Here is a 26538-nt window from a genome sequence, read left to right on the forward strand (position 1 = left end):
GTGGCTTGCCCGATTTGGGCAGCATCAATGCGCGTCGCCGCCGCCGGTCAGTGGGGCCGGCTTGCTCAGCAGCGTCACCAGCAGGGTGAGGCCGAGATAGAACAGCGTCAGCACGAAGAAGGCATCGCCGAAGCTCATCACCACGGCCTGGCGATGCACGAGCTGAGAGAGCTGCTTCATCGCCATCAACGTGGAATCGCCGAGCCCCTGGAATTTCTGCATGAACATGGTCAGGGTTTCGGTCGCGGTCGCATTGCCCCAGGTCACGCGCTCCTGGAGGCGGGTGATGTGCAAATCGGTGCGGTAGTTGAGCACGGTGTTGATGACGGCGAGGCCAACCGCGCCGCCGAGGTTGCGCATCAGGTTGAACAGGCCCGAGGCGTTCTTCACCCTATCAGGCGCCAGCGTGCCGAGCGCGATGTTGTTGGTGGGCACCGTCGCGAACATCATGCCGATGCCGCGCAGGATCTGCGGCACCAGCAGCTCGTAGAAATCGTAGTCGCGCGTGATCCACGTCATCTGGTAGGAGCCGATCGCGAACACGACGAGGCCGAAGGCGATCATGTAGCGCATGTCGAGCTTCACCATGAGGCGGCCGACCAGCGGCGCGACCAGGAACATGGTGATCCCCGAGACGAACATGGTCTCGCCGATCATCAGCGCGCTGTAGCCGCGCACTTCGGCGAGATAGCGCGGATAGATGTAGGTCAGGCCGTAGAGGCCGATGCCGATGCAGAACTGCAGGACGCAACCGATCGCGAAATTGCGATTGGAGAAGGTGCGCAAATTGACGATCGGCTCGGCCGCCGTGAAGACGCGCCAGAAGAAGGCGATGGCCGAGATCGCGCAGATCCAGGCGCAGATCGCGACCGAAGTATCCTGCATCCATTCATATTGCGGGCCCTCCTCCAGCACATATTCCAGCGTGCCGAGGAAGCCGGCCATGAACAGGAGGCCCCACCAGTCGAAGCGGTCGAGCAACTCGAAATGCGGCTCGTCGAAGTCGACCAGCGCCAGCACGCCCAGGGTGATGCCGATACCGGGCACGACGTTGATGAAGAACAGCCAGTTCCACGACATGAGGTCGGTGATGTAACCGCCGACCGTCGGTCCGATGGTCGGGGCAAGCGTCGCAACCAGCCCGATGATGGGGCCGACGATGTGGAATTTGGAGCGCGGAAAAACAGTATAGGCCGAGGCGAACACCGTCGGGATCATGCCGGCGCCGAGGAAACCCTGCAGCGCGCGCCAGAGGATCATCTCCTCGATGGTGGTGGCAAAGCCGCAGAGCAGGCTCGAGGCGGTGAAGCCGGCCGCCGAGATCGCGAACAACAGCCGCGTGCCGAAGGCGCGCGACAGGAATCCCGACAGGGGAATCGCGATGACTTCGGCGATCAGATAGGCGGTCTGAACCCAGGAGACCTCGCTGGAGCTCGCTGACAATCCGGCCTGGATTTCGCTGAGGGAGGCCGAGACGATCTGGATGTCCAGGATCGACATGAACATCCCGAACACCATGATGATGAACGCGAACAGCCGCTTCGGCGCGATGCGCTCCGAAGCGGGGTCCGCCATCATGGCGGGTGAAGCGGTGGTGGCGGTGGCCATGGTCTGACCTCGCAGCGCTCAGGCTGTGGCTACTGCGGGTGGATCGCGGTGGGATCGTCGAGGTCGACCTCGCTGTCGGCGTCGGCCGCGCCCTTGTTGGTGTCGACGGTCGCATAGACCGACATGCCAGCACGGAGCAGGTTCTGCTTCGCCACCGATTTCGGCACGCGAATGCGGACCGGCACGCGCTGCACGATCTTTGTGAAGTTGCCGGTCGCGTTGTCGGGCGGCAGCAGCGTGAACACCGAGCCCGCGCCGGCGGCGATGCTGTCGACGACGCCGGAGAACTTGCGCATACCATAGGCATCGACCTTGATCGTCACCGGCTGGCCAGGACGGATGCGCTTGAGCTGCGTTTCCTTGAAATTGGCGTCGATATAGACGTTGTCGAGCGGCACGACGTTGCCGAGGCGCTGACCGACCGCAACGAAGTCGCCGGCGCTGACGAGGCGGTTCGAGAACGTGCCGTCGACCGGCGCGCGCACCGCGGTGAAGCTGAGGTCGCGCTCGGCCTTGGCGAGCGTGGTCTTGAGCTCAGCGAGCTGCGCCTGCGCTTCGGCCTGCTGCGCCTTGGCGACATCGACATTGCTGATTGCAACGTCGTAGGCGGCCTGCGCGGCCTTGACTGCGGCGGCGCCCTGGTCGCGTCCGGCTTCCGAGCTCTCGAAGGTAGCGCGCGAGGCAAACCCCTTGTTGCTCAGGGCCTGCTGGCGCTCATAGTCGAGATCGGCGCGCTTGAGGCCCGCTTCAGCCGAGACGAGTTGCGCCCTGGCCTGCGCCACCTGGCTGTCGAGCGCGGCGACCTGGCGGCCGATGCGATCAATGGTGGCCTGCTGGGTCGCGATCCTGGTCGCGGCGGCATCCACCGCGATCTTGTAGTCGCCGTCATCGATGCGGAAGACAATGTCGCCCGCTTTCACGGTGGTGTTGTCGCCGGCAAGGATCGAGGCGATGTGGCCGGAGACGCGCGCGCCCAACATGGTGTTGTTGGCGCGGACATAGGCGTCATCGGTGGAGATGTAGAAGCGGCCGACCAGCGTGTAGTAGCCGGCATAGCTCGCGGCCGCGAGCGCCAGCACGAGGCCGACGCCCATCAGGACGAACTTGCGCTTGCCGGATTTGGGAGCGCCGGCGGCGGGTGCCTCCGGCGCTAGCGCGGCCGGCTTGTCGGTCACGGGCTTCTCCGGCGCCTCGGCGGTGCGGCGCTTGGCTTCCTCGGCCAATTGAGAGCGCAATTGCTCGGCAAGGGGTGCAGCGTTCTCGATCGCGGCATCACCGTCCGCGTGCTCCTCCACCGTTTCCTGGCGAAGGACGCGCGCGGCTTGGTCTCTCGATACGGCCATAAAGGCCTCCCCCCAAAAAAAGCGCGACAAAGGGACAGCCGGCATGCGGCCTGTTCCCTCTCGCTAATCCAAATATCATTGACCGAACGGTTCGGTCAACATACATAATAATCCCGGCCGGACCCTAATGACGAGAATCCTTTATTCGGGTTTCATGGCCGCAGACCCGACTCCAAAACCTTCCGAGACCCTGAACCAATGGTTGTAGCCGGCAGCGATCATCTGCACGTCATCCAGGAAGAGGACGGCTCCAAACGTCGCCAGATCCTGGACGGCGCCCGCAAAGTGTTCATGGATCTCGGCTTCGACGGCGCCAGCATGGGCGAGATCGCGCGCGCAGCGCAGGTCTCCAAGGGCACGCTTTATGTCTACTTCGCCGACAAAAGCGCCCTGTTCGAAGCCATCCTCGAGCAGGAGGCGCTCCAGTACGGCCAGGTCGTGTTCAACTTCGATCCCGCGCGCGATGCCGAGACCACGCTGAAGGAGTTCGGCCGGGCCTATATCCACTTGCTCTGTCGGCCCGGCGGCGGATCGGCGATCCGCACCGTGATGGCGATCGCCGAGCGCATGCCCGATGTCGGCCGCCGCTATTATGCGCGGGTGCTGGACAAGTCCATCAACCGCCTCTCCGACTATCTCAAAGCCCATGTCGCCGCCGGCCATCTCAAGATTGACGATTGCAACCTTGCCGCCTCCCAGTTCATGGAGCTGTGCAAGGCATCCCTCTTCCTGCCCTTCGTGTTCCAGGCCGCGCCCGCGCCGTCGGAAGAGCGCATGACCGAGGTGGTCGACAGCGCGACGCGGATGTTCCTGGCCGCGTATAAAGCGAAGTAGCGGCGCGTTGCGCGGACCGGTCAGACGACCCTATATTTGCGGCCATGTCCCGTGATCTTCGCCCGCCCGTCGATATCCTCCATTACGAGATCGTCCAGGAACAGGCCTCGGCGCTTGGACGGATGGGCCGCACACTCGAACAGGCGCTAACCCGCTTGCGCGAGTTCGATGCCGCGCACCCGTCCTCGGAGGCGCCGGCCTCGCTGCAACCGGCCAGGCGCTCTGGATGTTCGTGGTGCAGCGTGAGGCGTCCGGCTTGCGCGACAGCCGCCATATCATGCGCACCTACAATGTCCCGGGCGAGGTGCAGCTCTGCATGGGGTTGGTCCCCGCACCGGCGAAGCGGAAGTAGATCGTAGCCTCCGTGAGCGCAGCTACAAGAGCAACTGCTCCGTCTAATCGTCGGCGTAGTCGTCTTCCTCGCGCTTGTGCCCCGTGCTCTTGCGCGCACCGAGCGAGCCGGTCACGGAAGGCTCGCGCGCATTCGCGTACGGCCTGCGCGACTGCGCGCGCGAGGCGACCTCCTCGCCGGAGACGGCGGCGGGCTGACAGATCAGGCGGCGGCTGGCACGGCGCATCAGATCGACGTGGATGTGATCGTAGTGATAGACGTTCGACCCCGGCGCGAGCACCGTGGTGAAATGCGCGCAGGCGCCGGACTGCACGTCGCGCAAAAAGCCCTGCTCCTCTGGCATGCCGCGCCAGCCGTCTTTCACGGTGACGCGGCGGCCATCGGCGAGCACGAAGGCGGCAATGTCGAGCGCGTTGCCGAAGGCGTGTTCGGAGATGTGAGAATGCGGATTGCCGTTCATGCCGCGGCAGGAATAGGCGGAGATCTGCTTGATCTCGGCGACGCGGACGCCGAACCAGCGCATCGCCGATGGCTGCACCGTGTCGGCGAGCCAGCGGTCGAGCTCGGACACGATCGGACAGGCGAGCGTCGCGGTCGGCTTGATCGCAACCGGACCGACGGCCGTGACGGGATTGCCCTGCGCCGGGCCAAGGCGCGGCGGCGGCTGCTGCGCAGGCGCCTGCGAGTAAGGTGCAGGCCGCGCCGGATAGCTCGGCGAATTCATGTAGCGCGCCGCGCCCGCGGCATCGGTGCCATCGGGCGGCAGGTCGATCTCGTCCTCCTGCGCCGCCACGCCGGGCGCGTTCAGTGACACCGGCCCGCTTGAGCTGCCATAGCCGGAGGGTTGGCGCACCGCGCTTTCGGGATAGTTCGATCGTTGCGGATAGGACGATGCCGGATAATTCTGGCTCTGAGGGTAATTCGACCGCGGCTGCGTCACCGGCCAGCGCGGCTGGCCGCCGATGCTGCCCGGCGGGCGCAGCTCCTCGTCGGCAAAGCCGTAACTGCTCGAGGCTTCGCCGATGGCGGCGACCTTGAGCGGAAACTCGGCGCCGCACATGCCGGGCCCGGAGATCGGGTCGATGCGGACGAGATCCGGCCCCTCTTTCACCGCGCCCGATTTCAGGCATGCGGCTTCGGCCTCGGCCCGCCACGGTTCGCGTTCGGCCTGGAAGAAGCCGCGTCCGCAACCCGCTAGCGAAACAAGGACGATGGAGCCGACGAGATACAAACGAACTCCGCGCGTCATGCACGCACGTTCGGTGAATTTACTTAAAGACTCTTCAACACGTTGATTTCAGAGTTCTTTAACCATACGGGCCCGCGCGCGCCGGGCGCCGGCTGAACTGAGCGACAGCAAGGCTGACTTTTTCGCGAGGAGACTTTCTGTTAACCATAATGCCAGCGCGCAAAGCGGCGCGCATGGACGGAGCGACCTCATGACGTTCGCCGGGAGACTGAGCCTAGTCACCGCGTACCTCGCCATGGCGTTCGTTGGCGCCATCGTGCTCGGCATGATCTAGCGACTTCACTCACCACACCACGACCCCTCTTGAGCGCGCGCCTCGTCCTTCGAGACGACCGCTTCGCGGTCTCCTCAGGATGAGGCTAAGCAGCGTCACGCCTGTTGAAACGCCGCCGCACACTCCGCCCTCATCCTGAGAGCCCGCCATAGGCGGGCATCTCGAATGATGGCCGCAGGCAACGCTCTCTTAGGCGACGCCCTTCCAAAGAAGGCTACGACCGCGCACTCCATTGCCGCGACGTCGTGAGCATTTGCTCTCGCGGCGCCTCGATCCGCGTCCAGTCGTTGCCGGAGCACCAGAAACGGCCGAGCGCACAGGCTTCGACGTGGAGCCGGCCGGAGCTCTTCAGCGTCATGGTGGCGTAATAGGTGTTGCCGCTGGAGCGGCTGTAGATGTTGCCGGTCCAGACGTCGTGCGACTTCGGCTTCATGTTGACGAGCACGCTCTCGCCGCGGCTCGACGCCTCCGTCAGCGCGTAACCGCACAGTGCGGGGCCACAGCGTTCGATGCGGACCGTGCCCTTGGCGCCGGGGCTCTCCCATTCGCCCAGTGGCATATAGGCCGGCTCCTCGTCGCTGCGCTGTGCGACCGTTGCGGTCTGCTTGATCTCGGGGGAAGCCGACCGGCAATTGCGCGGCGACTCGACGTGGAACCGGTGACCGCCGATCGAGAAGGAATAGGAGCCGGCCACGGCCGCGGGCGTGATCGCCATCAGTGCGATCAAGGCGCCAAGCGAAGTCGCAAGCCGTTTCATCCACACCTGAGTGTCGCCACGAGCTTACGCAGAGGCGTTGCCGCTGAATGTGCGCTGCCTCACCCAGACGGCGCGCATCGTTGTGACCCCCATCACAGAACGCCCGGCCGGTCCGGCGTAGGGTCGAACCACGCTTCATCCACCAGCGACTTCAGTCCATCGGGACCACGTCATTTTTCGGAGGTTGTCATGAACAAGCTCACCATCGCCGCCACCGCGCTCTTCCTGGCGTCCACCGCAGCCGCCCATGCCGGCGGCAACACGATCTCGTTCCAGATCGAGGGCCAGCACATCCGCATCGAGACGCCGCGCAACTGCGCCTCGCTCAACTGCGTGACCATCGTGGCACCGGGCCTGTCGGACAAGCCGATCAAGCTGAACAACATCAACCTGAAAGGCCTGGGCGGCTCCAAGGACGATGACGATACCACGACAAGCACCACGACTGCGCAGCCTGCGCCGGCTCCGGTGCAGCAGCCGCCGGTGCAGCAGCCGCCGGTGCAGCAGGCGCCAGCGCAGGCGACCGCGCCGGCCGCGCCCGCCGTCACGGCTCCCGCCGCTCCGACCGCGACAGTTGCTGCCGCGCCGTCGGCCGGCTTTGACGCCAATACGCAGCCGGCGCCCGTCGCGGCTCCTGCTCCCGCACCCGCGCCGGTCGCAGTTGCTCCGGCCCCTGTGGCCGCCGCGCCTGTGGTGGTTGCCAACACGCCGATCGGCGTTTGGGCGACGGAAGAGAACAAGGGCAATGTCCGCGTCGAGCAGTGCGGCACCAATCTCTGCGGCTATGCCGTGAAGACCAATGCGCGCATCCTGATCAACATGAAGCCAGAGGGCTCGAAGTGGAGCGGCCGCATCCACGATCCCGACTCCGGCCGCAATTACGACTCGACCATCGCGATGAAGGGCCCGAATGCGATGCGCGTGCAGGGCTGCGCCTTCGGCGGCATGTTCTGCGGAGGCCAGACCTGGAAGCGCGTGAGCTGACATTATCTCCGTCATCCCGGGCGATGCGAAGCATCGACCCGGGATCTCGCGCGACAGCCTCACTCTATCCCCTCACCCTGAGGAGCCTGCATCGCAGGCGTCTCGAAGGGCGAGGCCCGGATCGACAGCGGAGCCGGCATGGTTCGAGACGCGCGCAAAGGGGCGCGCTCCTCACCATGAGGGGAGAGAGCGCCGTTTGAATGTTCGGCCCTCCTCCTGCGACACATGTTCATCCGCCATTCAGGTCTCCCCGGCTGATATCAACCGATCTCGCCTCGCGCTCTCACCGGGACTTCCTCGTGACATCAATGCTGGCCTGGCGCCGCTTCGTGTTCGCGCTCGTGCTGCCGGCATTGCCGCTGGCAGGCGCGAGCGTTGCGATCGCATCCGATGCGATCGAAGTCGCGCAGGCCCAGCCACAAGCGCAGCCGGCACCCGCCCCCTCCCCGACGCCGTCGGCTTCACCGACACCGGCCGCGGACGCACAACCCGGCGCCGTCGAGCCGATCGGCAACGTTGCGACCGTCACGGGCATCGCGACCGTGATCCGTGACAAGAATTCCTATCCGCTGCGCGTGCGCGACGACATCTATCTCAACGACGTGGTGCAGACCTCGTCGAACTCCACGGTCGGCATCACTTTCGACGACGCCACCACGTTCAATCTTTCAGCCAGCTCGAAGATCACCATCGACAATTACGTCTATGAGGACGGCGGCAAGCAGAACTCAGGGATATTCGACGTCGGAAAGGGCACAGTGGCCTTCGTTGCAGCTGCGGTGGCGAAGACCGGTAACATGAAGATCACGACGCCGACCGCGACGCTCGGCATCCGCGGCACCACCGGCGTCGTCGAGGTGCCTGAAGGCGCGGCAGCGAGCAGCGCGCGCAACGTCAACATCAAGCTCTATCCCGACGCCGACGGCCGCGTCGGCCACATCGACGTCGACGAACGCAGCAGCGGCACGCGGCTCGGCGCGCTGACGCAAGGCGCGAGCGGCTTTGCGATCCGGCCCGGCGCGGCCACTGCCGGAATCATGCGCTTCGCCGCGGTGCCGATCACGATTCCCGCGCAGCAGATCGCGCGCGACCGCGGCTTCGTCGGCCAGGTGCATCTGGCGCAAACCACCGGCCGCCAGATCGTCACCGAGCAGCGTGACTTCCGCCGCGCCAATCCGACCGCGCTCAGCCGCATTCCGCGCCCGGCCCAGCCGCCGCAGCAACAACAATTGCGGCCGGCGACCGCACCTGGCCAACAGCCGCAGCGGCCGAACGGCCAGCCCGGTCAGAACAACCGTCCGGGTCAGCAGCAGCCGGGCACCCCGGGCCGGCAAGGCACCCAGCCACCGCAACGGCAAGGACAAGGTGGCGCGGTGCAGCCGGGTGGCCAGCGTGCGGGCCAGGGGCAGCAGCCGCGAGGCCAGCAGCAACAAGGCCAGCCGCAGCGCGGCGAGCAGCAAGGCGCCGGACGTCCACGTGCACCGCGCGAAGGACAGGGCGCAAAGCCAAGCGGCACGCCGCAAACACAGCCGCAGCGTGGTGGGCAAATTCAGCCCGGAGGAGTCATGCCGTCACAGCCGGGCGGGACTCATCCGCAGCCGCAACTGCCGCGCACCGGCATGCAGCCGGACCAGCCGCCCGCAGTCCAACAGCCGGGCATGCAGCGCCCCGGCGGCTTCCAGCGGCGCCTCCCCGCCGCGCAACGCCCCGCAGCGCCGCGCAGACCGGCGCCGGCTCCGAAGGAGAAGGAGCGGCGGTGATCGTGCCGCCCTCGCGCGCCGCTCTCTCCTCCGTCATTGCGAGGAGCCCTTGCGACGAAGCAATCCAGGATCTTTCCGCGGAGGGATCCTGGATTGCTTCGCTGCGCTCGCAATGACGATGTGGAGGGAATTGACGCTCACCCAACCGCATTAACTCGCGGATGCTCTCTCACCCGAAAGCAGCGCGCTTGAACTCACGCCTCGCCGCGCAGCCAGGCCTTCACCTTCTGCAGCAGACCATGCCGCAACTCGTCGATGGATGCGGCTTCGGCCGGCGTCAGCGTCTGCAGCGTTGCATCGATATCGTCGGCCGCGAGCGGCGGCGTCGGCTCGGGCGCGGGCGGCGTCAGCCCCACCGCCGCAAGCGCGATCGGGCCGATCTGGGTCAGGAAGGCGCGCTCATATTCGCGCGACAGGCGCGCAAGCGCGTCGTCGAGCGACAGCCAGTCGACCGCCTTGATGTCGTTCATCAGCTTGCGGACCGGACCACCCTCGGCTTCCATGCGCCAGAAATGCACGACCTTGGAACGCCCGCCGGACTGGTAGACGAGCGTGCCGAGGAATTCGTGGATGGCGACGTCGTGTCCGGTTTCCTCGAGCACCTCACGGTGCGCGGCTTGTTTGGGCGTCTCGCCGTCGTCGAGCTTGCCCTTGGGCAGGACCCATTCGTTGCGCTTGCGCTGGCGCACGACCGCGATCAGCGGCACGGCTCCTCGCCGCAACACAATACCACCCGCCGCCATGACCGGCGCCCGCGCCATCACTCACATCCGTGTCGATCTATGCATCCCCGCAGGACGATATAGGCGGCGGACGCGGCGGATTGAAGGCTATCCTCTCCTCAACAGCGCTTGACCGGCGCGAATGCGCGTGCCCTCGGCGATGCCGTCGCAGAAGGTAAAATCGCCGGGCGCAAGGATGATGATGGTCGAGCCGTGCTCGAACCAGCCGAGCTCCTCGCCCTTGGCCACGTTGACGTCGCAGGGGAAATTGACCGGGCCGCGGGTCTGCGCGTTCAGCACCATGTCGAGGAAGTGCAGGCGGATGCTCGCGACCAGGATCGCGGCGACCGGCACCAGCGTCACGGCCTCGCCGGTCGAAAGGTGCGTGCGGATCACCGCGCGCTCGTTCTTGCAGAAGAGACGCTCGACCCGCTTCAGCGCGATCGGGTTGACGTTCCAGACATCGCCATGGATCAGCGTGACCCGCTCGATATGCGCGTCATAGGGCGCGTGGAAGCGGTGATACATGCTCGACGTCAGCCGCAGCGTGACGAAGCTTCCGTTGCGATGCTGATCAACCAGCGCGGAATCGCCGACCAGGTCGAGCAGCGAATAGGGCGCGCCCTTGACCTGAAACAGCTCGGTGTCGGCGATCTTCCCGTGGGCACCGACGATGCCGTCCGACGGGCTGGCAACGACTGCCGGGTCCTGATCGATCGGTCGCAGGCCCGGCTTGAGCTCCCGGGTGAAGCAATCGTGCAGACTCCTGAAATGGGACTTGCGCGCCTCGGACAGATCGAGGTCGGAAAACAGCTTCCACAGCGCGATCGAGAAGTCCCGCACAAGCGGATTCTCGATCTTGGAGAACCAGCCCATGAAGCGGGTCAGGGCCGCGCGGGGGATGCGGTTGGTCAACAGGAAATTGAGGTCTTCCTGCTGGGTGAAAGAGGCGATGAGGGCTTTGACTGTCATGAATCTGTCAGCTCACAGGGTTAGCGCTAGTTGTCATGGAAACGACACTCCCGATTCTCTCGATGTCCGTGGCCGCCGCAGCGTCCGCTGCCGCCGTCTTCCCGAAGCTCAAGGCGCGGGTCGAATTGTCCCGCGCCAAGCACCGCTCGCTCGCTGGGCACTCCAAGATGTCGCGCCGGGTGGCGAAGTTGCTCCCGTTCTACGAGTTCGGGGAGGACAACTACTTCTCCTGCGACGGTGCGCCCGCGAACATCGCCGCGCAGCGCAAGGACGCTTTCTTCCGCCTCGCTAAACTCTACGCCGAGCGCTACCCCAAGGGACGCGCGATGACGAAGGAAGCGGCGGAAAAGATCTCCGACCTGCACTTCACCGAGACCTATCGCGTGCCATTCCAGTTCTCGCGCCTCGTCCGTGAGCATCTGGGCACCTCGACCTTCATGGAATCGTCCAACGGCGTCACCGTCACGGATGTCGACGGCAATACGTCCTACGACCTCACGGGATCCTACGGCGTCAACATCTTCGGCAACGACTTCTACAAGGAGTGCATCGAGGGCGCCGAGAAGCGCGCCCATGCGCTCGGTCCCGTGCTCGGCCCCTATCATCCCGTCATCCTCGAGAACGTGAGCCGGCTCTGCCAGATCTCGGGCCTCGACGAAGTCTCGTTCCACATGTCCGGCACCGAAGCCGTGATGCAGGCGGTACGACTTGCGCGCTATCACACCAAGCGCACGCATCTGGTTCGTTTTGCCGGCGCCTATCACGGCTGGTGGGGCGACGTGCAGCCCGGCGTCGGCAACCCAATTCCCGCGCACGAGACCTACACCCTCGCCGAGATGTCCGATAAGACGCTGCACGTCCTGCGCACGCGCAAGGACATCGCGTGCGTGCTGGTCAATCCGCTGCAGGGCCTGCATCCGAACGCCAACGCGCCCGGCGATTCCTCGCTGGTCGATTCCTCTCGCGGCGGCAATTTCGATCGCGCGGCCTACACCGAATGGCTCACGAGGCTGCGTGAAGTCTGCACCGAGCGCGGCATCGTGCTGATCTTCGACGAGGTCTTCGTCGGCTTCCGCCTCGCCGCTGGCGGCGCCCAGGAATATTTCGGCGTGCGCGCCGACATGGTGACTTACGGCAAGAGCCTCGCCGGCGGCCTGCCGGTCGGCGTGGTCTGCGGCAAGCGCGAGCTGATGCGCCGCTTCCGCGACGACCGTCCCGCCGACATCTGCTTCGCCCGCGGCACTTTCAACTCGCACCCCTACGTCATGACGGCCATGGACGAGTTCCTGAGCAGGCTCGCCAGCCCGAACTTCCGCGCCATCTATGACGGGCTGGACGCGACCTGGAACGGCCGCGCCGAGAGGCTCAACCAGATGATGACCGACGCTGGCCTGCCGGTGCGGTTCGCCAACTTCTCGTCGATCTGGACGGTGAAATACACCACGCCGTCCCGCTACAACTGGATGCTGCAATATTACCTGCGCGCCGAAGGCCTGTCCTTGAGCTGGGTCGGCACCGGCCGGCTGATCTTCAGCCTGAACTACACCGACGCCGATTTCAGCGAGGTCGCCGAACGCTTTGTCCGTGCAGCCCAGAAGATGAAGGCCGACGGCTTCTGGTGGCACGACGGCGTGCTCACCAACAAGAACATCAAGCGGCAAATTTTGAAAGAGATGCTGGCCAAGCGCTTCGGGCGCTGAGGCCGGCTCTCTCCACATAACGACTGTCATTCCGGGGCGGTCCGAAGGACCAAACTCTGGTGCGCAATTGCGCACCTGAGAATCTCGGGATTCCGGGTCTGGTCCTTCGGACCATCCCGGAATGACGGCACTTGTGGCCGCGCTCGCTCCCATTTCCCCGCAAGCGGGGAGAGGCGAAGAATCCCCCAACACGTGGATGCCCGGGACAAGCCCGGGCATGACGCAACCATCAGACATCGGAGTGTGTCGTATACGCAGCGCGCTCAGGCGTGCTGCTCTTCGAGCGTGGGCTCGCCGATGAGGCCCAGCGTGTGCTCGGGGTTGAGGTGCAGGCCGGGGTCCATCAGCTCGCCGCGCATCAGGGCGAGCGGCGCGCTGCGATAGAGCATCAGATCGTGGAAGGGATCGGTCAGGATCTTGGTCATCCAGACGAGGCCGGTTTCGACGTCGCGGATGAAGAACAGGTGCACGGTGCGGAACAACAGACCGCCGCCGCCGACCACGAGCCAGATCTTGGCGACCTGCCGCATGAAGTCCGTCGCACTCGACCAGGGGGTGAACAGGCCGAACAGCGAGGGATCGGCGAACAGCACCAGCGGCGAAGCCGCCCAGATCGCCATCAGCACCACCTTGCGCTGAAGGTTGTAGCCGACCTTGATCTCTTCCTTGTGCTCGTGGGTGGCCTGGTTGATGTGGTCGTAGCCGTGCGGCTCGAAGAAGAAGTGACCGGCCTGGCGCGAGGTCATCGAGACCAGCCAGCCGACCAGCGCGGAGATGACAGGGTCGATGAACAGCCAGACATAGGCGAAGAGAAAACTCAGCGCGCTGACGAAGTGTAGGCTCTGGTTGATGCGGCTGTGGTGATAGTAGCGATGGTCGTCCCAGCGCTGGATCCGCAGCTGCTCGAGATAATTCTTGATCATGCTCTCCCCCAAAATGCTTTCGGGTACGGGATTAAAGGGATTCGATGTAGGCCGTGTGACATCATCAATTTGTCATGTGACGATGTGCAGCGGCGCGATGACGCACGCGACGCGTGAGCTTCAGCTCACGCCGCTTTGGCGACGTCGACCTTGCGGAAGCGCACCAGCGAGAAATGGCCGAGCGGCGGAATCAGGCGGCGCTCGGCGAGCTCGATGCCGTGGGCGCCGGCCAGCCATTTGGCATAGCGCGACCAGGCGAACTCGGCGGTGCGGAAGCCGAACGGACGCACCACCGGCTGCAGCTTCTGCTCGATGAAGCGGCGCATGCCGGCGTCGGCGCTGACGCGGGTGAGGATGATCAGCTCGCCGCCGGGGCGCAGCACCCGGGCGAATTCGTCGAGCGCCTTCTCCGGGTTCGGCACGGCGGTGACGACATATTGCGCCATCACGACGTCGAAGGAATTGTCGGGGAATTCCAGCTTCTCGGCGTCCATCACCGCGAGGCCCTCGACGTTCTTCAGCTTGCCCTCGGCGACGCGCTGGCGCGCCTTGTCCAGCATCGCTTCCGAGATATCGGTGCCGAAGATGCGCAGGTTCGGTGCATAGAGCGGCAGCGAGATGCCGGTGCCGACGCCAACCTCGAGCACGCGGCCGCCGATCTTGTTGGTCGCCGCGATCGCAGCCTGCCGGCCCTTGGCGAACACGCCGCCGAACACGAGATCGTAGACGGGCGCCCAGCGGTCATAGGCCTGCTCGACCGTGCCACGGGTGAGATCGAGCTGCTCGGTGCCGTCAAGGTTCATGATCTTAGCCATCGATGAGGTTCTCGCTGTGGGTCAGACGTTTGGGATCAACCGCGCACCGGCCGCCGCGCCATCCGAGGCGAGGCGCGCAAGGCGCGGCTGGGCTGAAGTGAGGTGAGATTGCCGACGAACTGGCGCGCGCTGTTTTCCCAGGAACGCTCCAGCGCGAAGTTGCGGCAGGTCTCGCGCGACATGGTGAGCGCGCGCAGGCACGCGGTACGCAAATCGTGGTCGATCGCACCGATCGGATGATCAGCGATCACGTCCTTGGGACCCGTCACGGGAAACGCCGCAACCGGCGTGCCGCAGGCCAGCGCCTCCAGCTGCACCACGCCAAACGTATCGGTCAGGCTCGGAAACACGAACACGTCGGCGGCGGCGAGATGCGCGGTGAGATCCGCGCCCTTCTTCTCGCCGAGGAACACCCCGTCCGGATATTTTTTCTCGAGCGCCGCCTTCTGCGGGCCGTCGCCGACGACGACTTTGGTGCCGGGCAGATCGAGCGAGAGAAACGCTTCGAGATTCTTTTCCACCGCGACCCGGCCCATGGTCATGAAGATCGGCCCCGGCAGATCGAGCCGTGCCGGAGAGTCGGGATGAAACAGCTCAGTGTTGACGCCGCGGGTCCAGAAGCCGAGCCGCTTGAAGCCGCGCTCGGAGAGCTCCTGCCACAGCGAGGGCGTCGCCACCATCGTCATCGCGGCGGCATCATGGAAGTGGCGCAGCACGGCATAACCGACGGCAGCGGGGATGCCGGTCCGCACCGAGACGTATTCGGGAAAGCGCGTCGTGTAGGACGTGGTGAAGGCAAGCCGGTTGCGGCGGCAATAGGCTCGCGCGGCCCAGCCGATCGGGCCTTCGGTCGCGATGTGGAGCGCGTCCGGCGCAGCCTTCTCGATCCGCCGCGCGATCTCCTTTCCGCTCGGCAGCGCGATGCGCAGGCCCGGATAGGTCGGCAGTGGCCAGGACGGAAAGCCGTCCGGCGTCAGGAAGTCGATCTCGACATCGAGCGCCTTGGCGGCATTCGCCAGCGAGGTCAAGGTGCGGACCACACCGTTAACCTGGGGATGCCAGGCGTCAGTTGCGATTAATACCCGCATGGGGAAATCCCGAGAGTTTGATGATTCTCGGTTTCCGACCATCAACGAAGGATATTTCAGGCGTGTGACGTTACAGAAGTGTCGGCCCACCGTTTTGTTCGTTAACAGGCGCCTGCGGCCACGAAACTGTCATGAAACAATCCTTGCCGCCGTGAAACCGTTTTCGGTTTTCCGCGCAAATGTCCCGAAACGTTTTGCCGTTAGTGATTTCAGCAACAGAGCACCGCAACGGTGCCGCGGTGGCCGAGGCCACCGAGCAAACAGGGGCGATCACATGTTCAATCTGGATACGTTCAAGACGTTTTCGCGCGCCGTTGCATTCGGCGCAGTCGCGGTCTCCGCGATCGCATTCGCAGGTGCAGCCAAGGCCGCGCCGGTGCAGCTCTTCCCCTTCTTCCAGCCGCTGCCGCCGTTCGCCGCGCCGCAGCCGATCCAGCCCTACCAGGCGCCGACCTATCAGACCGAGCCGTCCGAGGATCAGGACGCCGTCGAGATGCCGGCGCGCTTCCGCCGCCAGACCGTCTCCTACGCGACGCGTGAGGCGCCGGGCACCATCATCATCGATACGCCCAACACCTATCTCTATTACGTGCTCGGCAACGGCCAGGCACTGCGCTACGGCATCGGCGTCGGCCGCGACGGCTTCACCTGGTCGGGCACGCAGTCCGTCACCAGAAAGGCCGAGTGGCCGGCCTGGACTCCGCCCCCGGAAATGATCGCCCGCCAGCCCTATCTGCCGCGCCACATGGCCGGCGGCCCCGGCAACCCGCTTGGCGCCCGCGCCATGTATCTCGGCGGCACCATCTATCGCATCCACGGCACCAACGCCCCCGACACCATCGGCAAGCGCGTCTCCTCCGGCTGCATTCGCCTGACCAACGATGACGTTTCCGACCTCTATTCCCGCGTCAACGTCGGCACCAAGGTGATTGTGCTGCCGATGACGGAGCGCCGCGCGGAGCTCGGAACCGTGACACGCTGAACCGACAGGACATTGTGACGCAAACGGCCCCGGAACATCCCCGGGGCCGCTTTCGTTTGCCCTCGACATTCCGGCGCGCTCGCGTGTTGCGGCGCGAACTCTGATAGAGGCGCAGATGCAATCACGCCTGCAGACGTCACGAAGTTCATCGCTGCGCTCGATCGCGGCCGCCGGAGCGGTGACACTGCTTCTCTCGACCCCCTCGCTCGCGCAGCAGCCTGCGGGCGACGAGGCAGCCCACCAAGCCTTCAACAATTCCTGCCGCACCTGCCATTCCGTGAAGGAAGGCGACAACCGTCTCGGCCCCAACCTCAACAAGATTCTGGGACGCAAGGCCGGCTCGCTGCCGAGCTACAATTATTCGTCCGCAATGAAGGATGCGGGTTTCGTCTGGGACCAGGACAAGCTTGCGCGCTTCATGGTCAAGCCGGACGAGGTGGTGTCGGGCAACAAAATGCAGCCCTATGGCGGCATCTCGGCGGAGGAAGCGGCGAAGATCGTTGCTTATTTGCAGGCAGGCGGGACGCCCTAACGAATCCGCCGCTCCGCAATCAGCCTCAGCCACGCCGCCGAATGAAACGCGCTCATCAGCAGATACATCGGCACCATGCCGCCGAGCACAGATCCCTGCCCGGCGCCGCACAGCATGTCCGGCCCACCCCCGATCATGGCCGTTAGCACGGCCATGATCGCGAAGGTTGGCGTCGCCGCCAAGGCCAGCCACTTGGTGAGATGGCGCGCAGCCACCACGCCATCGCGGCCGGCGCCGGCCGTTGCGTTAAGCGGACTAGTCACGTCCTTCCGCGGCCTCGTCGCGAAAGGCCTTCTCGCCGGCGTCCGAGATCTCGACCCATTTCTTGTCGGGCGCCGCACCGTCCGTGTAGCTGTCGTGCCAGTTCCACCATTTGTAGGTTGGCGTCTGCGGATAGCCTTTTGGCGAGTCTTCCCAGACCTCCTGGCGGCCGAGCGGCGTGATGTCGAGATAATTCCAGGTGCCGCCCATCTGCTCGTCGCCGCGGCTCTTGACGAAATAGGTGCGGAAGATGCGGTTGCCGTCGCGATAGAACACGTTGGTGCCGTGCCATTCGTCGACGCCGAAATCGACGTCAAAGCTGTCAGTGACGGTGACCCACGGCATGGTCCAGCCCATATGCTTCTTCAGCCTGACGATGTCGGCTTGCGGCGCCCGCGAGGCGAACACCAGCGTGGTATCGCGGGCGTTGAGATGCGCGACATGGGCGACCTGGTCGGCCACCATGGAGCAGCCGCGGCAGGCGTGATCGGGCCAGCCGAACACGCCGGGCTCGAAGAAGGCGCGGTAGACGATCAGCTGCCGTCGGCCCTGGAACAGGTCGAGCAGGCTGACCTTGCCGCCGGGCCCCTCGAACGCATAGGTTTTGCTCACTTCCATCCACGGCATGCGCCGGCGCTCGGCGGCCAGGGCGTCGCGGGCACGGGTATGCGCCTTTTCCTTCACGAGCAGTTGCTGACGGGCGGCCTCCCAGTCCTGCGGCGACACTACCGGCGGTGTTTGCATGCCTGCCTGTCCGTTATTCCGTTCGTTTTGGGCTAATGTCATCATGACTCTCCGAATCTCTTGCTTGACGTCTTGCCTGGGCGATCACTCCGCGTCTCGCGGAACCGCTCGCCCTTCACCGCACCTTGTCGGCCGTCAACGAATTCTGGCACCTCGCGGTTGCGCGGTGGGAGTAACAAGTGTGGCGGGATTGACATGGAGTCGCTGATCACGGCCGCAGCGCGCGCGCTCGAGGCCGGCGATCCGCTCGGCGCGCTGAACCGCGTCGCGCTGCGCAACGATGCGCCGTCGCTGGCGCTGCGCGGCATCGCCATGGCGCAGCTCGGCGATCTTGCGAAGGCGAAGACGCTGCTGCGAAGCGCGGCGCGCGCGTTCGGTCCGCGCGAGGCGGTGGCGCGCGCCAGATGCGTGGTGGCCGAAGCCGAGATCGCGCTGGTTTCGCGCGATCTGAGCTGGCCGACGAAGACGCTCGCGGCGGCGCGGACGACGCTCGAAAAGCACGGCGATGTCGCCAATGCCACGCATGCAGGCCACATCGAGGCACGTCGTCTCCTTCTCGTCGGACGGCTCGACGAAGCCGAGCGTATCCTCGCCGAGCTCGGCACCTCGCCGCTCCCGCCTGCCCCGCAGGTCGTCCGCGAGCTCGTGGTCGCCGGCATCGCAATACGGCGGCTCAGAACCAAAGACGCGCGCGCGGCGCTTGCCCGGGCGGCCGACGCAGCGAGCCTGGCAGGCATCCCAGGGCTGACAGCCGAGGTCGAGAGCACGAACCGCGTGCTCGATACGCCCGCAGCACGCCTGATCACGCATGGCAACGAACGTCCGTTGCTGCTGGAGCAGGTCGAGGAGCTCGCGGCTTCGGACGCGCTGGTCGTGGACATGTTCCATCATTCGGTGCGCAGGCGAGGCACCATCGTATCGCTCGGAACCCGCCCGGTGCTGTTCGCGCTCGCCCGCATCCTGGCGCAGGCGTGGCCTGTGGACGTCTCGCGAGAAAAGCTCATCACCGGGGCGTTCGGCGCCAGGCACGTCGATGAATCGCATCGCGCGCGCTTGCGCGTGGAGATCGGCCGCCTCCGCGCCAAGCTCAAGCCTGTGGCCGATGTGACTGCGACGAAGCAGGGTTTTGCACTGACGCCGCGCAAGACGCGGCAGGTCATGGTACTGGCGCGGCCCGTCGAGGAGAAGCACGCCGCTGTCCTGGCCTTCCTCTCCGATGGCGAGCCGTGGTCGAGCTCGGCGCTCGCGCTGGCGCTCGGGACCAGTGCGCGCACCGTGCAGCGCGCCCTCGACGAGCTGGCGCGCTCGAACAAGGTGCAGTCGTTCGGACATGGGCGGGCGCGGCGCTGGATGACCCCGCCCGTCCCGGGTTTCCCGACAGGCTTGTTACTCCCGGGACCGCTCCTGAAGACGTAAGGTAGAAGCACATCACAGGGAGCGAGTACATGAAGCGTTCAGCCGCCGAGATCGTCAGGGAGTACGGGCCGTTTGAGGGCGTCGAGGCCGTGCATGGCGTCACCTATGACGGCAGCCATGTCTGGTTCGCATCCGGCGACAAGTTGAACGCGGTCGATCCTGATAGCGGCAAGGTCGCGCGCTCCCTTGATGTCGCCGCGCATGCGGGAACGGCGTTCGACGGAAGGCACCTGTTCCAGATCGCCGAGGATCGCATCCAGAAAATCGATGCGGCCTCAGGCAAGGTGCTCGCCAGCATTCCGGCGCCGGGTGGCGGTGGCGATTCCGGCCTGGCCTGGGCCGAGGGCTCCCTGTGGGTCGGGCAATATCGCGAGCGCAAGATCCATCAGGTCGATCCGGACACCGGGAAGGTGCTTCGCACTATCGAAAGCAAACGCTTCGTCACCGGGGTGACCTGGGTCGACGGCGAGCTCTGGCACGGCACCTGGGAAGGCGAGGATAGCGATATCAGGCGTATCGACCCTGCCACGGGCAAGGTGCTCGAGCAACTCGACCTCCCCGCGGGGACGATGGTGTCAGGGCTGGAGTCCGACGGCGGCGACCGCTTCTTCTGCGGCGGTGGCCCTAACGGCAATGTGAGAGCGGTCCGCCGTCCCCGGCGCGGCTAGCCCCCGACGATGGTCTGAATGCACGGCAGCGATGCGGTCGCTGCCGTTAACCCATTCGCCCCAATTCCACCCCATCGGTGCGCTCTAGCGCCCTCCTCGCCTGCCCTGTAGAATCCCTGCCGGGGCGGCTTGGGGGATCGATGCGACTGACGTTGAATCTGAAGACCATCACGATCGCCGTCGTAGTGCTCGCGGCGTCGTTCTTCATCAGCCTGAAGGCCATGGACTGGCTGTCGCCGCGCGCGACGAATTCCGCGCCACCGGTGGCGCAACTGCCGCCTTTGCCGCCGGTCGCGAAGACCTCGATCGTCGTGGCGCCGGTCGCCATCGCGCTGTCGGCGATCCGCGACCAGGCCGAGAAGGCCGCCCCGCGCAATTTCGCCGGTAAGGCCGACAACCCGATCTCGCAGATCCTGGAGAACGCCGACATCGGCTGGACCGCCGTACGCGGGCCGATGGCGACCGCCGGCGACAAGGACGTGCTGACGATCTCGACGCCGCTCAGCGGCAAACTGAACGTGACGGGCTCGCTGTCGGCGAAGGCCACAGGCGCGCTCGGCGACGCGCTCGGCAGCGTGCTCGGCGGTGACGCGGCGAAACGGATCGGCGCCGTCAACATCAAGAATTTGAACGCCAGCGCCGAGATCAAGGGCAACGTGGTCGTCACCTCGCGCCCGAAGCTCGCGGCCAACTGGCATCTGGAGCCCAATCTCGGCGCCCAGGTCAATCTCGGCGACACCAACCTCAACGTCGCCGGCGCCAAGGTCAACGTGCCGGCGCAGGTCAAGCCGCTGATCGACAAGAATGTCGGCGAGCAGATCAACATCGTCTCCGAACGCATCCGCAACGATCCCTCGCTGCGCGAGAATGCGAAGCTGCAATGGGCCAAGGCCTGCCGCTCGATTCCGCTGCAGGGATCTAGCGCCTCGGGCGCACTGCCGCCGCTCTGGCTGGAGATGAAGCCGATCCGCGCCATTGCCGCGCAGCCGCGCGTCGATGCCCAGGCCGTCACGCTGCTGATGGGGCTGGAAGCGGAGACGCGCGTGACGTCGACGCAGACCAAGCCGGACTGCCCGTTCCCCGACAAGATCTCGATCGTGCCGCCGACCGGCACCGGCGTGAACATCGGCGTGCCCATCGACGTGCCCTTCACCGAGATCAACAAGCTGATCGCCGCGCAGATGGTCGGCCACACCTATCCCGAGGACGGCTCCGGCCCCGTCGACGTGACCGTCAAGAGCGTCAACGTGGTCCCGTCGGGCGAGCGCCTGCTGATCTCGCTTTTGGTGCGCGCGAAGGAAAAGAAGAGCTGGCTCGGTCTCGGCGCCGAGGCGACCGTGCATATCTGGGGCCGGCCGGTGCTCGACCAAGCACAGCAGACGCTGCGGCTCACCGACATCCAGCTTGCTGTGGAATCGGAAGCCGCTTTTGGCCTCTTGGGTGCCGCGGCGCGCGCGGTGGTGCCGCAGATGCAGCAAGCGCTGGTGCAGAAGGCTACGCTCGACCTGAAGCCGATCGCCGCCAACGCGCGCGAGAAGATCGCTGGCGTCATCGCCGATTTCCAGAAAAGCGAGGACGGCGTCAAGGTCGACGCCAAGATCGACAGCCTGACGCTGGCCGACATCGCCTTCGATTCCAAGACGCTGCGCGTGGTCGCGGAAGCCGGCGGCACGCTGAATGTGTCGGTGACGAAGCTGTCGGGGATGTAGCGCCCCTTCAAGCACCGCCCCGCGCGCATCGCTTGCGCCGCTGGCATTCTGATCGGAGGATGCTAAGCTGTTCCTCGCAGCCTCGAATGAGGTGTTGACAGCACTGTAGTGAGTAACGCGAGGGACAAGATGGAAGCCGGCATGGTCACGCCTGCGCCGGCACTGGTGCGCTTTTCCGGCATTCAGAAGACCTATGATGGCGAGCATCTCGTGGTGAAGAACCTCGATCTCGACATCAGGAAGGGCGAGTTCATCACGCTGCTTGGCCCGTCGGGCTCGGGCAAGACGACCACGCTGATGATGCTGGCCGGCTTCGAGGTTCCGACCCATGGCGAGATCTACCTCGCTGGCCGGCCGATCAAGAACATGCCGCCGCACAAGCGCGACATCGGCATGGTGTTCCAGAACTATGCCTTGTTTCCGCACCTGACGATCGCGGAGAATATTGCCTTCCCGCTATCCGTTCGCAAGACGAACAAGGCGGACGTGCAGGAACGCGTTGGATCGGCGTTACGCATGATCAAGATGGAAAACCTGGCGCACCGGCGGCCCGGACAGCTGTCCGGCGGTCAGCAGCAGCGCGTGGCATTGGCCCGCGCGCTGGTCTTCAATCCGCAGCTCGTGCTGATGGACGAGCCTCTGGGTGCGTTGGACAAGCGCCTGCGGGAGCAGATGCAGCTTGAGATCAAGCAACTGCACGAGACGATGGGCATCACCGTCGTTTACGTCACCCACGATCAGAGCGAAGCGCTCACCATGTCGGACCGCATCGCCGTGTTCAATGACGGCATCGTGCAGCAGATCGACAAGCCCGACGCGCTGTACGAGCACCCGGTGAACAGCTTCGTCGCGCATTTCATCGGCGAGAACAATGTGCTGGCCGGCACCGTCGAGACGGTCGACAAGGATTATTGCCGCGTCGCCCTGGCTGGCGGCGGCACTGTCACCGCACGGGCGGTCAATGTATCAGGCGCGGGCGCATCGACATCGCTGTCGGTGCGGCCGGAGCGGATCGCCATTGTCCCGGAGGGCACCTCCAGTGACGGGCCGAACCGGCTGCCGGCCAAGGTGCAGAACACCATCTATCTCGGCGACCACGCGCTGGCCGTGCTCGATGTCTCAGGGAATGCCGAGTTCATGGTCAAGCTTCAGCCCGGCGCACATGACAGCCTGACACACGGTGCAAATGTGTCCGTCACCTTTCGCCCCGAGGACTGCCTCGCCCTCGATCCCGTCTGACTCAGCGATCGAACTCAACGCAACGCACATGAAGAAGGAACCATGACCATGCTGAAGCGCAAGATTGGCAAGATTGCTCTGGGTTTCACCGTAGCGCTCACCGCCTGCGCCGCGCTGGCCACGGTCGGGCAGGCGCGTGACCTCACCGTCGTGTCGTGGGGCGGCGCGTATCAGGATGCCCAGAAGAAGGCCTATTTCGAGCCGTTCAAGAAGGCGGCCGGAATTGCCATGAACGATGAATCCTGGGACGGCGGCGTCGGCGTGCTGCGCGCCAAGGTGCAGGGCGGCGCCGCCACCTGGGACGTCGTCCAGGTCGAGAGCGACGAGCTCGCGGTCGGCTGCGAGGAAGGCCTGTTCGAGAAGATGGACTATTCCAAGATCGGCGGCGAGGCCGCCTATATCCCGCCATCCGTCAATCCCTGCGGCGTCGGCGCCATCCTCTACGATTTCGTGCTCGGTTACGACAAGGATAAGCTGAAGGAGGCCCCGAAGGGCTGGGCCGATTTCTTCGACACCAAGAAGATTCCGGGCAAGCGCGCCTTGCGCCAGGGCCCGAAGACCACGCTGGAGATCGCGCTGATGGCCGACGGCGTCGCGCCGAAGGACGTCTACAAGGTGCTGGCGACCGACGAGGGCGTCGAGCGCGCGTTCAAGAAGCTCGACACCATCAAGGGCGACATCGTCTGGTGGAAGGCCGGTGCCCAGCCGCCACAACTGCTCGCCTCCGGCGAAGTCGCGATGACCTCGGTCTACAATGGCCGCATCGACACCGCGAACAAGAACGAGAAGAAGAACTTCGGCATGGTGTGGGACGGCGCGCTGTTCACCCTCGACAGCTGGGTCATCCTGAAGGGCAGCCCGAACAAGGACGCCGCCTACAAGTTCCTGGACTTCGCAGGCAAGGCCGAGAACCAGTCGAAACTGTCGGAGAATATCTCCTACGGCACCTCGAACAAGGACGCCGCCGGCAAGCTGCAGCCCGCCGTTCTGAAGGACCTGCCGACGGCGCCCGACAACATCAAGAACGCGGTCGAGATCAACGTCGGCTTCTGGCTCGAGAACATCGACCGCCTGACCGAGCGCTTCAACAAATGGGCCGCGAAATAGCGCGCGGCTCAAGGCTCGACCAATGACGGAAGCGTCCCTGACCGGCGCCAATGCGTCGACCGAGGTGCCGCTCAAGCGCCGATTGAGGCGCGCAGAGCGGACACGCCAGGTCAAGGCGTTGGCGCTGGTCCTACCGCTTCTCGTCTTTCTGCTCTTCACCTTCGCGGGCCCCATCGCCGGCATGCTGTGGCGCGCGGTCGATGACCGGGAGGTGCGTCAGGTTCTGCCTCAAACCGTCGCGGCTCTCGCCAGCTGGGACGGCAAGGACCTGCCGGACGAGGAGACCTTTGCTGCGCTGGCAAGCGACATCCTGGCGGCGCGTACCTCCGGCACCATTGCGATTGCGGCCAAGCGGCTGAACTACGCACTCAACGGTTTTCGCACGATCCTGACCAGCACGGCACGCAACCTGAAGGCCGCGCCCGAGCGAGGGACCGCCAAGGAGACGCTGGGCAAGATCAATCCGGCCTGGCGCGAACGCGCCACCTGGACGACGATCAGGGATGCCAGTGGCCCGGTCACGGGCTTCTACCTTCTGGCGGCGCTCGACCTTGTCAGGAACGTTGACGGCGCGATCGTTGCGGCCCCGCCGGATCAGGCCATCTACCGCAGCCTGTTCACCCGCACCTTCATCATCAGCCTCAGCGTCACCGCGCTCTGCCTGATCCTCGGCTTCCCGGTCGCCTACCTCCTGGCGACGCTGCCGCCGGGACGATCGAACCTGCTGATGATCTTCGTCCTGCTGCCGTTCTGGACGTCGCTCCTGGTCCGCACCTGCGCCTGGATCGTGCTGCTCCAGAGCAAGGGCGTCGTGAACGACAGCCTGCACTGGCTTGGCATCATCGACGAGCCGTTGCGCCTGATCTACAACCGCTTCGGCGTCTGCGTGGCGATGACCCACGTTCTCCTGCCCTTCATGATCCTGCCGCTCTACAGCAGCATGAAGGCGATCTCGCCCGCCTACATGCGTGCCGCCGCCTCGCTCGGCGCACCACCGGTCACCGCCTTCCTGCGGATCTACCTGCCGCAGACCCTGCCCGGCATCGGCGCGGGAAGCCTGCTCGTCTTCATCCTGGCGCTCGGGTATTACATCACGCCCGCGCTCGTCGGCGGCGCCGCCGATCAGATGATCAGCTACTTCATCGCGCTCTACACCACCGAAACCGCCAATTGGGGGCTTGCTTCGGCGCTCGGGGCGGTGCTGCTGCTCGCCACCCTTCTGCTGGCACTCGTCTATGGCAAGCTGGTGCAGGGACAGCAGGTCACGGGAGGGATGAAGAATTGAGCGACAATGCTTCCCTCCGCACGCCGAGCCAGCGTATCGCGTGGACCGCAACCATCATTGTCTCCACGCTGGTGTTCATCTTCCTGATCGCGCCGATCCTGGCGATCATGCCGCTGTCCTTCAGCTCGGGCTCGTACCTGACCTATCCGCTGCCGGGCCTGTCGTTGCGCTGGTACGACGACTTCATCAATTCGCCGCGCTGGATGAATTCGCTGAAGAACAGCATGATCATCGGCGTCGCCTCGACGCTGCTGTCCATGGTGCTCGGCACGCTAGCCGCGCTCGGGCTGGCGCAATGGAAGAGCCGGTTCAAACCGCTCGTGCTGGCCTTCGTGCTGTCGCCGGTCGTCGTGCCCGGCGTCATCACCGCGGTCGGCCTGTATTTCTTCTTCGCGCCGATCGGACTGACCGGCAGTTATCTCGGCTTGATCCTGGCCCATACCGCGCTGGCGACGCCGTTTGTGGTGATCACGGTCGGTGCGACGCTGCAGAGCTTCGATACCAATCTTTCGCGCGCCGCCGCCTCACTCGGCGCCTCGCCGGTTGAGGCATTCCGCCGTGTGATCCTGCCACTGATCCTGCCCGGCCTTGCATCGGGCGCACTGTTCGCCTTCGCAACCAGCTTCGACGAGGTCGTGATCGTGCTGTTCATGGCAGGTCCCGAGCAGCGCACCCTGCCGCGCGAAATGTTCAGCGGCATCCGCGAGAACATCAGCCCGACCATCACGGCAGCGGCTGTGATCCTGACGACGGTCTCGGTCATCCTCCTCGCCACCCTCGAAGGCCTGCGCCGACGCAACGAACGGCTCAAGGGTGGCGGCGCCTGAGCGCTCTTCCTTCTCCCCTTGTGGGAGAAGGTGGCGCGAATGTGCAGACCGGATAGAGAGGTAACACAGTAGACCGGATGGATGGGTGACAGTTCTCTATCGGCTGGAGGAACAGCCGATGCCTTGGCGAGAGAGCTGTGCAGTGGACCAACGGGTTAGCTTCATTTCGGAACATCGAACCGGCTTGTGGACGATGACGGAGCTTTGCGAGCGCTACGAGATAAGCCGCAAGACCGGTTACAAATGGTTGGAGCGCTACCGGCTGGAAGGACCTGGAGGGCTTGCGGATCGCTCGCATGCCGCGCGTGTGCATGGGCGAGCGAGGCCACAGCACATCGTGGATGCGATTGTGGGGCTGCGGCTTGAGCGGCCGAGTTGGGGACCGCG

At 65.2% G+C, this 26538-nt stretch carries 25 protein-coding genes and 1 pseudogene; 15 read left to right on the forward strand and 11 right to left on the reverse strand.

What is annotated here, in order from left to right:
• Positions 1 to 24 precede the first annotated feature (24 nt).
• Together GA0061098_RS23470 and GA0061098_RS23475 are read right to left on the reverse strand one after the other, a co-directional pair.
• The gene (locus GA0061098_RS23470) at positions 25 to 1608 is read right to left on the reverse strand and encodes a DHA2 family efflux MFS transporter permease subunit (RefSeq protein WP_091961783.1); all 1584 of its coding nucleotides are present in this window, start codon (positions 1606 to 1608) and stop codon (positions 25 to 27) included.
• A 29-nt stretch (positions 1609 to 1637) separates the two neighbouring features.
• Positions 1638 to 2951, reverse strand: coding sequence for an HlyD family secretion protein (locus GA0061098_RS23475; protein WP_091961786.1), 1314 nt, complete (start codon positions 2949 to 2951; stop codon positions 1638 to 1640).
• A gap of 198 nt (positions 2952 to 3149) precedes the next feature.
• Here GA0061098_RS23475 and GA0061098_RS23480 point away from each other — a divergent pair, with 198 nt between their 5' ends.
• A complete protein-coding gene (locus tag GA0061098_RS23480; RefSeq protein WP_091961789.1) occupies positions 3150 to 3785 on the forward strand; it encodes a TetR/AcrR family transcriptional regulator in 636 nt (211 codons plus the stop codon).
• A gap of 44 nt (positions 3786 to 3829) precedes the next feature.
• Positions 3830 to 4137 (forward strand): annotated as a pseudogene (locus GA0061098_RS23485) (DUF6665 family protein).
• A gap of 43 nt (positions 4138 to 4180) precedes the next feature.
• Here GA0061098_RS23485 and GA0061098_RS23490 read toward each other — a convergent pair.
• Both GA0061098_RS23490 and GA0061098_RS23495 read right to left on the reverse strand, forming a co-directional pair.
• On the reverse strand, positions 4181 to 5386 hold the full coding sequence (locus GA0061098_RS23490; protein WP_091961793.1) for an extensin family protein: 1206 nt from the start codon (positions 5384 to 5386) through the stop codon (positions 4181 to 4183).
• A 488-nt stretch (positions 5387 to 5874) separates the two neighbouring features.
• Positions 5875 to 6417 carry a DUF2147 domain-containing protein gene (locus tag GA0061098_RS23495; RefSeq protein ID WP_091961797.1) on the reverse strand — a complete coding sequence of 181 codons (543 nt, stop codon included), beginning with the start codon at positions 6415 to 6417 and terminating at the stop codon, positions 5875 to 5877.
• A 189-nt stretch (positions 6418 to 6606) separates the two neighbouring features.
• Here GA0061098_RS23495 and GA0061098_RS23500 point away from each other — a divergent pair, with 189 nt between their 5' ends.
• Together GA0061098_RS23500 and GA0061098_RS23505 are read left to right on the forward strand one after the other, a co-directional pair.
• Positions 6607 to 7401 carry a DUF2147 domain-containing protein gene (locus GA0061098_RS23500; RefSeq protein ID WP_091961800.1) on the forward strand — a complete coding sequence of 265 codons (795 nt, stop codon included), beginning with the start codon at positions 6607 to 6609 and terminating at the stop codon, positions 7399 to 7401.
• Positions 7402 to 7709: 308 nt separating this feature from the next.
• Complete coding sequence (locus GA0061098_RS23505; protein WP_165637561.1) at positions 7710 to 9161, forward strand: FecR domain-containing protein; 1452 nt, start codon at positions 7710 to 7712, stop codon at positions 9159 to 9161.
• 194 nt (positions 9162 to 9355) lie between these two features.
• On the opposite strand, the gene GA0061098_RS23510 is transcribed toward GA0061098_RS23505, so the two are convergent.
• Together GA0061098_RS23510 and asd are read right to left on the reverse strand one after the other, a co-directional pair.
• The gene (locus GA0061098_RS23510) at positions 9356 to 9922 is read right to left on the reverse strand and encodes an NUDIX hydrolase (protein WP_091961810.1); all 567 of its coding nucleotides are present in this window, start codon (positions 9920 to 9922) and stop codon (positions 9356 to 9358) included.
• A 69-nt stretch (positions 9923 to 9991) separates the two neighbouring features.
• The gene (gene asd / locus GA0061098_RS23515; RefSeq protein WP_091961814.1) at positions 9992 to 10855 is read right to left on the reverse strand and encodes an archaetidylserine decarboxylase; all 864 of its coding nucleotides are present in this window, start codon (positions 10853 to 10855) and stop codon (positions 9992 to 9994) included.
• A gap of 35 nt (positions 10856 to 10890) precedes the next feature.
• On the opposite strand from asd, the gene GA0061098_RS23520 reads away from it, so the two are divergent.
• Complete coding sequence (locus GA0061098_RS23520; protein WP_091961818.1) at positions 10891 to 12555, forward strand: aminotransferase class III-fold pyridoxal phosphate-dependent enzyme; 1665 nt, start codon at positions 10891 to 10893, stop codon at positions 12553 to 12555.
• 263 nt (positions 12556 to 12818) lie between these two features.
• On the opposite strand, the gene GA0061098_RS23525 is transcribed toward GA0061098_RS23520, so the two are convergent.
• The 3 genes from GA0061098_RS23525 to GA0061098_RS23535 all read right to left on the reverse strand — a co-directional run bounded on the left by GA0061098_RS23525 (position 12819) and on the right by GA0061098_RS23535 (position 15381).
• The gene (locus tag GA0061098_RS23525) at positions 12819 to 13478 is read right to left on the reverse strand and encodes a hypothetical protein (protein ID WP_091961822.1); all 660 of its coding nucleotides are present in this window, start codon (positions 13476 to 13478) and stop codon (positions 12819 to 12821) included.
• Positions 13479 to 13603: 125 nt separating this feature from the next.
• Positions 13604 to 14293: a class I SAM-dependent methyltransferase gene (locus GA0061098_RS23530; RefSeq protein WP_091961827.1), complete on the reverse strand. Its 690-nt coding sequence runs from the start codon at positions 14291 to 14293 to the stop codon at positions 13604 to 13606.
• A gap of 35 nt (positions 14294 to 14328) precedes the next feature.
• On the reverse strand, positions 14329 to 15381 hold the full coding sequence (locus GA0061098_RS23535) for a glycosyltransferase family 4 protein (protein WP_165637553.1): 1053 nt from the start codon (positions 15379 to 15381) through the stop codon (positions 14329 to 14331).
• 274 nt (positions 15382 to 15655) lie between these two features.
• Between GA0061098_RS23535 and GA0061098_RS23540 the strand changes: the two genes are divergently transcribed.
• A complete protein-coding gene (locus GA0061098_RS23540) occupies positions 15656 to 16363 on the forward strand; it encodes a L,D-transpeptidase (RefSeq protein ID WP_091961833.1) in 708 nt (235 codons plus the stop codon).
• Positions 16364 to 16478: 115 nt separating this feature from the next.
• The gene (locus tag GA0061098_RS23545) at positions 16479 to 16895 is read left to right on the forward strand and encodes a c-type cytochrome (protein ID WP_165637554.1); all 417 of its coding nucleotides are present in this window, start codon (positions 16479 to 16481) and stop codon (positions 16893 to 16895) included.
• On the opposite strand, the gene GA0061098_RS23550 is transcribed toward GA0061098_RS23545, so the two are convergent.
• A complete protein-coding gene (locus tag GA0061098_RS23550) occupies positions 16892 to 17158 on the reverse strand; it encodes a hypothetical protein (RefSeq protein ID WP_091961839.1) in 267 nt (88 codons plus the stop codon). The two genes, GA0061098_RS23545 and GA0061098_RS23550, sit on opposite strands and share 4 nt — an antisense overlap.
• Positions 17151 to 17942 carry a DUF899 domain-containing protein gene (locus GA0061098_RS23555; protein ID WP_430649274.1) on the reverse strand — a complete coding sequence of 264 codons (792 nt, stop codon included), beginning with the start codon at positions 17940 to 17942 and terminating at the stop codon, positions 17151 to 17153. Before GA0061098_RS23555 ends, GA0061098_RS23550 begins: the two co-directional genes overlap by 8 nt.
• Positions 17943 to 18095: 153 nt before the next feature.
• Here GA0061098_RS23555 and GA0061098_RS23560 point away from each other — a divergent pair, with 153 nt between their 5' ends.
• From GA0061098_RS23560 to GA0061098_RS23595, 8 genes are all read left to right on the forward strand, one after another.
• Complete coding sequence (locus GA0061098_RS23560) at positions 18096 to 19316, forward strand: helix-turn-helix domain-containing protein (RefSeq protein WP_091961845.1); 1221 nt, start codon at positions 18096 to 18098, stop codon at positions 19314 to 19316.
• Positions 19317 to 19345: 29 nt separating this feature from the next.
• A complete protein-coding gene (locus GA0061098_RS23565; protein WP_091961848.1) occupies positions 19346 to 19984 on the forward strand; it encodes a Vgb family protein in 639 nt (212 codons plus the stop codon).
• Between the two features lie 140 nt (positions 19985 to 20124).
• Positions 20125 to 21693, forward strand: coding sequence for a DUF4403 family protein (locus tag GA0061098_RS23570; protein ID WP_091961851.1), 1569 nt, complete (start codon positions 20125 to 20127; stop codon positions 21691 to 21693).
• 129 nt (positions 21694 to 21822) lie between these two features.
• Positions 21823 to 22932, forward strand: coding sequence for an ABC transporter ATP-binding protein (locus tag GA0061098_RS23575; protein WP_091961854.1), 1110 nt, complete (start codon positions 21823 to 21825; stop codon positions 22930 to 22932).
• A 48-nt stretch (positions 22933 to 22980) separates the two neighbouring features.
• Complete coding sequence (locus GA0061098_RS23580; RefSeq protein WP_091961922.1) at positions 22981 to 24039, forward strand: ABC transporter substrate-binding protein; 1059 nt, start codon at positions 22981 to 22983, stop codon at positions 24037 to 24039.
• 22 nt (positions 24040 to 24061) lie between these two features.
• A complete protein-coding gene (locus GA0061098_RS23585) occupies positions 24062 to 25324 on the forward strand; it encodes an ABC transporter permease (RefSeq protein WP_091961858.1) in 1263 nt (420 codons plus the stop codon).
• Complete coding sequence (locus tag GA0061098_RS23590) at positions 25321 to 26151, forward strand: ABC transporter permease (RefSeq protein ID WP_165637555.1); 831 nt, start codon at positions 25321 to 25323, stop codon at positions 26149 to 26151. The genes GA0061098_RS23585 and GA0061098_RS23590 overlap by 4 nt, the downstream gene beginning before the upstream one ends.
• 85 nt (positions 26152 to 26236) lie before the next feature.
• A partial coding sequence (locus GA0061098_RS23595) for a helix-turn-helix domain-containing protein (protein WP_129590914.1) occupies positions 26237 to 26538 on the forward strand: 302 nt, incomplete at its 3' end.

The organism is Bradyrhizobium shewense, assembly GCF_900094605.1.
Taxonomy (GTDB): Bacteria; Pseudomonadota; Alphaproteobacteria; order Rhizobiales; family Xanthobacteraceae; genus Bradyrhizobium; species Bradyrhizobium shewense.

What these genes read in the sequence shown, in the direction of transcription:
- GA0061098_RS23470 (WP_091961783.1), bottom strand. Translation starts at nt 1,608, where the DNA reads ATGGCCACCGCCACCACCGCTTCACCCGCCATGATGGCGGACCCCGCT.
- GA0061098_RS23475 (WP_091961786.1), bottom strand. Translation starts at nt 2,951, where the DNA reads ATGGCCGTATCGAGAGACCAAGCCGCGCGCGTCCTTCGCCAGGAAACG.
- GA0061098_RS23480 (WP_091961789.1), top strand. Translation starts at nt 3,150, where the DNA reads ATGGTTGTAGCCGGCAGCGATCATCTGCACGTCATCCAGGAAGAGGAC.
- GA0061098_RS23490 (WP_091961793.1), bottom strand. Translation starts at nt 5,386, where the DNA reads ATGACGCGCGGAGTTCGTTTGTATCTCGTCGGCTCCATCGTCCTTGTT.
- GA0061098_RS23495 (WP_091961797.1), bottom strand. Translation starts at nt 6,417, where the DNA reads ATGAAACGGCTTGCGACTTCGCTTGGCGCCTTGATCGCACTGATGGCG.
- GA0061098_RS23500 (WP_091961800.1), top strand. Translation starts at nt 6,607, where the DNA reads ATGAACAAGCTCACCATCGCCGCCACCGCGCTCTTCCTGGCGTCCACC.
- GA0061098_RS23505 (WP_165637561.1), top strand. Translation starts at nt 7,710, where the DNA reads ATGCTGGCCTGGCGCCGCTTCGTGTTCGCGCTCGTGCTGCCGGCATTG.
- GA0061098_RS23510 (WP_091961810.1), bottom strand. Translation starts at nt 9,922, where the DNA reads ATGGCGCGGGCGCCGGTCATGGCGGCGGGTGGTATTGTGTTGCGGCGA.
- asd (WP_091961814.1), bottom strand. Translation starts at nt 10,855, where the DNA reads ATGACAGTCAAAGCCCTCATCGCCTCTTTCACCCAGCAGGAAGACCTC.
- GA0061098_RS23520 (WP_091961818.1), top strand. Translation starts at nt 10,891, where the DNA reads ATGGAAACGACACTCCCGATTCTCTCGATGTCCGTGGCCGCCGCAGCG.
- GA0061098_RS23525 (WP_091961822.1), bottom strand. Translation starts at nt 13,478, where the DNA reads ATGATCAAGAATTATCTCGAGCAGCTGCGGATCCAGCGCTGGGACGAC.
- GA0061098_RS23530 (WP_091961827.1), bottom strand. Translation starts at nt 14,293, where the DNA reads ATGGCTAAGATCATGAACCTTGACGGCACCGAGCAGCTCGATCTCACC.
- GA0061098_RS23535 (WP_165637553.1), bottom strand. Translation starts at nt 15,381, where the DNA reads ATGCGGGTATTAATCGCAACTGACGCCTGGCATCCCCAGGTTAACGGT.
- GA0061098_RS23540 (WP_091961833.1), top strand. Translation starts at nt 15,656, where the DNA reads ATGTTCAATCTGGATACGTTCAAGACGTTTTCGCGCGCCGTTGCATTC.
- GA0061098_RS23545 (WP_165637554.1), top strand. Translation starts at nt 16,479, where the DNA reads ATGCAATCACGCCTGCAGACGTCACGAAGTTCATCGCTGCGCTCGATC.
- GA0061098_RS23555 (WP_430649274.1), bottom strand. Translation starts at nt 17,942, where the DNA reads ATGACATTAGCCCAAAACGAACGGAATAACGGACAGGCAGGCATGCAA.
- GA0061098_RS23560 (WP_091961845.1), top strand. Translation starts at nt 18,096, where the DNA reads ATGGAGTCGCTGATCACGGCCGCAGCGCGCGCGCTCGAGGCCGGCGAT.
- GA0061098_RS23565 (WP_091961848.1), top strand. Translation starts at nt 19,346, where the DNA reads ATGAAGCGTTCAGCCGCCGAGATCGTCAGGGAGTACGGGCCGTTTGAG.
- GA0061098_RS23570 (WP_091961851.1), top strand. Translation starts at nt 20,125, where the DNA reads ATGCGACTGACGTTGAATCTGAAGACCATCACGATCGCCGTCGTAGTG.
- GA0061098_RS23575 (WP_091961854.1), top strand. Translation starts at nt 21,823, where the DNA reads ATGGAAGCCGGCATGGTCACGCCTGCGCCGGCACTGGTGCGCTTTTCC.
- GA0061098_RS23580 (WP_091961922.1), top strand. Translation starts at nt 22,981, where the DNA reads ATGCTGAAGCGCAAGATTGGCAAGATTGCTCTGGGTTTCACCGTAGCG.
- GA0061098_RS23585 (WP_091961858.1), top strand. Translation starts at nt 24,062, where the DNA reads ATGACGGAAGCGTCCCTGACCGGCGCCAATGCGTCGACCGAGGTGCCG.